The following is a 511-nucleotide window of genomic DNA, read 5'->3' on the forward strand; positions in this document are numbered from 1 at the left end:
CAGGTGAAACCTTCTGGTGTACCGCAGACGTAGGCTGGATTACTGGCCACACGTACCTTATCTACGGACCACTTGCGAACGGCGCGAAAACCATCCTGTTCGAAGGTGTACCAAACTACCCGAACACAAGCCGTATGAGCGAAGTGGTCGATAAGCATCAAGTGAACATTCTGTACACCGCACCAACGGCTATTCGTGCGCTAATGGCAAAAGGCAACGAAGCGGTTGCTGGCACGTCTCGCTCAAGCCTTCGCATCATGGGCTCAGTGGGCGAACCAATCAACCCAGAGGCATGGGAGTGGTACTACAAAACGATCGGTAACGAAAATTCACCTATCGTCGACACTTGGTGGCAAACGGAAACCGGCGGCATCTTGATCGCTCCACTTCCGGGCGCGACAGATCTCAAACCAGGTTCAGCAACTCGCCCATTCTTCGGCGTACAACCTGCGCTGGTTGATAACATGGGTAATATCCTTGAAGACACCGTGGCTGAAGGTAACTTGGTAAT

The 511-nt window shown here is 52.6% G+C and carries 1 protein-coding gene; it reads left to right on the forward strand.

What is annotated here, in order from left to right:
• A partial coding sequence (locus R7Q46_RS30485; RefSeq protein WP_318078756.1) for an AMP-binding protein occupies window positions 1-511 on the forward strand: 511 nt, incomplete at both ends.

The organism is Vibrio sp. 811 (genome assembly GCF_033339195.1).